This window comes from Mycobacterium sp. SP-6446, assembly GCF_001954045.1.
Classification (GTDB): Bacteria; Actinomycetota; Actinomycetes; order Mycobacteriales; family Mycobacteriaceae; genus Mycobacterium.
In genome coordinates, this window is record NZ_MBEM01000205.1 from 1 (window position 1) to 3,361 (window position 3,361).

Below are 3,361 nucleotides of genomic sequence, written 5' to 3' on the forward strand. Positions count from 1 at the left end.
ACCGCCGCCGAGATCCTCGACGACGAGGTGCGCTGGGTGCTCACCAAGGGCAAGCTGCCGACGTCGATGTGGATCGAGATCGTGACCACCGCGCACGAGGTGGGCCTGCGGTCGTCGTCGACGATGATGTACGGGCACGTCGACAGTCCCCGGCACTGGGTCGGACATCTCAATGTGTTGCGCGAAATCCAGGACCGCACCGGCGGCTTCACCGAGTTCGTGCCCCTGCCGTTCGTGCACCAGAGTTCGCCGCTGTATCTGGCCGGCGCGGCCCGTCCCGGGCCCACCCATCGCGACAACCGGGCGGTGCACGCGTTGGCGCGGATCATGTTGCACGGCCGCATTTCTCACATCCAGACCAGCTGGGTCAAGCTCGGTGTCGCGCGCACGCAGGTGATGCTCAACGGCGGGGCCAACGACCTGGGCGGCACGCTGATGGAGGAGACCATCTCGCGGATGGCCGGCTCGGAACACGGCTCGGCGAAAACGGTGGCCGAACTGACGGCGATCGCCGAGGGCATCGGCCGCCCCGCCCGGCAGCGCACCACCACCTATTCGCCGCTCGCCGCGTAGGTGTCGGAGGCAGCGGGTATACCCGAGGCCGTGAAACGACAGATCGATACCGACCGATTTCCCGAATGGCAGCCCTTCGCGGACGCCGTGCAGCAGCGCCGCCCGGATACCGGGACCTGGTGTGAAGCCTGGACGGTACGCGACATCGTGGCCCATCAAGCCGGGAACGCCGAGGAGCTCGCCCGGGTGCTGGGCGCACACCTGGAAGGCGAACCCGTCGGCACCCGCAGTTTCGAAGAACGGGAGGGCCCCCTGCGGGCGCTCAACGATGCCGACCTGTGGGATGCCCTGCTCGACCGCATGGCCACCCTGAACGAGGTGGCTGTCGCCGCCGAAGGCGTGCCCGCCGACACCGATGTCGCCTGGACCGGACGCACCATGAAGGTGCCCTGGTTCGCCGAGCACATGCGCGAAGAACTCGTCCTGCACGGCTGGGACATCACGGGCGACTGCGATAAGAGCGTCGCCTTCCAGACGGCGCTGGCGGCGCCGTGGATGACGACGCACAGCGTCGTCGCGGTGGGACGCCCGCTGCTCGCCAAGGGCGCCAAGGAGCTGGGATCCGACGAGCGAATCGAGGCCAGGCTGCGAGTTCCCGAGACCGACGACGTCGTCCTCAGCGCGGACGCGGACCACACCACAGTCGGCTTCGCCGACGCGGTGGGTCCGGCCACACTCGAAACCGATGCCGCAGCACGCGTTTTGCTGCTGTGGGGCCGCCGACCCGGCGACCCGTCCAGGATCTGCAGCCGCGTCGGCGCCGAAACCTTGGGTCGCGTGCGCCGACTACTCAGCGGCTACTGAATTGCCTGGGCCTGTCGGCTCAGTAGTTGTTGCAGACGCCCGCGACGTTCTCGATGGTCCCCATGAACTGCGCGGCCTGCGGCATGGCCCGAATCTGCGCGGCCATCTGCTGGCGCTTCGGCGGCGGCGCGGCCAGGAACTGCCGCAAGTAGTTCTGCGCCACCGGCGATGAGTTCAATTGCGCGGCAGTTGCCGGATCCGTCGCGTTAAGCGCCGCCATCACCTGCCCGTAGTTACAAGTCGTGTCGACGATCGGATCCGCGGACGCGACCCCGGTGGCAGCGCTCAGCGCCACTGCCACGCCGCCAACTGCGGCTGCCAACTTACCCAACGACAGCGTCATCATTTATCGGACACCTTCCCCAGTTATGCACCGCTGTTGACGGCGATGACATCTCTGCCCAGCGGTTTGCCGTCCTTTGCGAGGCTACCAGGCGCCGCGGGCGTTCCCTTCCGCGTGACTATTCGTACGCCGCCGCCCGAATGTAACTATGGGCAGGTCACCGGCTTGGCGGCGTTCGTCATCGCCGACACACGCTAAACCAACTCACAGCTTTGACCCCGCGAATTCGGCACGGACCGCGGCCGTGCTTTGCTATGCGACTAGGTTTATAGAACGCCAGTCCTCCAGTGCGTGCCCGGTAGTTGACGTGTATGTGCAACGTCTAGTATCAGTAACCGAAAGCTTTGCGTATTGCGGGGCCTGGAGCGCCGCGGCGAGGCAAACGGCAGCCCACACCGAGCAGTACATGGAGGAGACCTTGAGGAGACGTCCGTGACGTACACGATCGCCGAGCCTTGCGTCGACATCAAAGACAAGGCATGCATCGAGGAGTGCCCCGTCGACTGCATCTACGAGGGTGCTCGGATGCTCTACATCCACCCCGACGAGTGCGTCGACTGCGGGGCCTGTGAGCCCGTCTGCCCCGTCGAAGCGATCTACTACGAAGACGATGTGCCCGAGCAATGGAGCCAGTACACGCAGATCAATGCGGACTTCTTCGTTGAGCTGGGCTCGCCGGGCGGCGCGGCCAAGGTCGGCATGACCGAGAACGACCCGCAGGTGGTCAAGGATCTGCCGCCGCAGGGCGAAGGCGACTGAGCGGGCCGGTGCCGCGTAAGCCCGGCATGGCCCGGCTTGTTTCGGCGTCCCTGCCGGAATTCCCCTGGGACACCTTGGCCGACGCCAAGGCGCTGGCCGGGGCCCATCCCGACGGCATCGTCGACCTGTCCGTCGGCACTCCGGTAGACCCGGTCGCCACGGTGATCCGGGAGGCGCTGGCGGCCGCCAGTGCGGCGCCGGGATACCCCGCAACCGCCGGCACCGCGAACCTGCGGGAATCCGCGGTCGCCGCGCTGGGTCGCCGCTTCGGCATCACCGGGCTGAACGAGTCGGCGGTGCTGCCGGTAATCGGGACCAAAGAGCTGATCGCCTGGCTGCCAACCTTGTTGGGTCTGGGCGCCGCCGACGTGGTTGTGGTGCCGGAGCTGGCCTACCCCACCTATGAGGTCGGCGCCCGCCTGGCTGGAGCGCAGGTGCTGCGCGCGGACTCGCTGACCCAGCTCGGCCCGCAGTCACCGGCGTTGTTTTACCTGAATTCGCCGAGCAACCCGACCGGGCGCGTGCTCGGCCTCGACCACCTGCGCAAGGTGGTCGGATGGGCGCGTGAGCGGGGCGTCGTCGTGGCTTCCGACGAGTGCTACCTGGGCTTGGGCTGGGACGCCGAGCCGCTGTCGGTGCTGCACCCGTCGGTCTGCGACGGCGACCACACCGGGCTGCTGGCGGTGCATTCGCTCTCCAAGAGTTCGTCGCTGGCCGGCTATCGGGCGGGTTTCGTCGCGGGGGATCCGGGACTGGTCGGCGAGCTCCTGGCGGTGCGCAAGCACGCCGGGATGATGGTCCCGACGCCGGTGCAGGCCGCGATGGCGGCCGCGCTGGATGACGACGTCCACGACAAGCTGCAGCGCGAGCGATACGCCCGGC

At 67.7% G+C, this 3,361-nt stretch carries 4 protein-coding genes and 1 pseudogene; 4 read left to right on the plus strand and 1 reads right to left on the minus strand.

Translation table 11 applies throughout. The features are described from left to right. Together fbiC and A5736_RS18045 are read left to right on the plus strand one after the other, a co-directional pair. Window positions 1–573 (plus strand): annotated as a pseudogene (fbiC, locus tag A5736_RS18040) (7,8-didemethyl-8-hydroxy-5-deazariboflavin synthase); the annotation flags it as partial. 30 nt (window positions 574–603) lie between these two features. Beyond that, complete coding sequence (locus A5736_RS18045; RefSeq protein ID WP_076127915.1) at window positions 604–1,377, plus strand: maleylpyruvate isomerase N-terminal domain-containing protein; 774 nt, start codon at window positions 604–606, stop codon at window positions 1,375–1,377. A gap of 19 nt (window positions 1,378–1,396) precedes the next feature. Here the strand turns inward: A5736_RS18045 and A5736_RS18050 are convergent, their stop codons facing one another. Further along, window positions 1,397–1,720, minus strand: coding sequence for a hemophore-related protein (locus tag A5736_RS18050; RefSeq protein ID WP_076057822.1), 324 nt, complete (start codon window positions 1,718–1,720; stop codon window positions 1,397–1,399). Between the two features lie 432 nt (window positions 1,721–2,152). Here A5736_RS18050 and fdxA point away from each other — a divergent pair, with 432 nt between their 5' ends. Further along, the gene (gene fdxA / locus A5736_RS18055) at window positions 2,153–2,479 is read left to right on the plus strand and encodes a ferredoxin (protein WP_007168467.1); all 327 of its coding nucleotides are present in this window, start codon (window positions 2,153–2,155) and stop codon (window positions 2,477–2,479) included. A gap of 26 nt (window positions 2,480–2,505) precedes the next feature. Further along, window positions 2,506–3,361 (plus strand): succinyldiaminopimelate transaminase (gene dapC / locus A5736_RS18060; RefSeq protein ID WP_076247759.1); only part of this gene is annotated, 856 nt, incomplete at its 3' end.

Excerpts from the sequence above, each read along its gene's own strand:
- A5736_RS18050 (WP_076057822.1), bottom strand. The coding sequence starts at position 1,720 with ATGACGCTGTCGTTGGGTAAGTTGGCAGCCGCAGTTGGCGGCGTGGCA.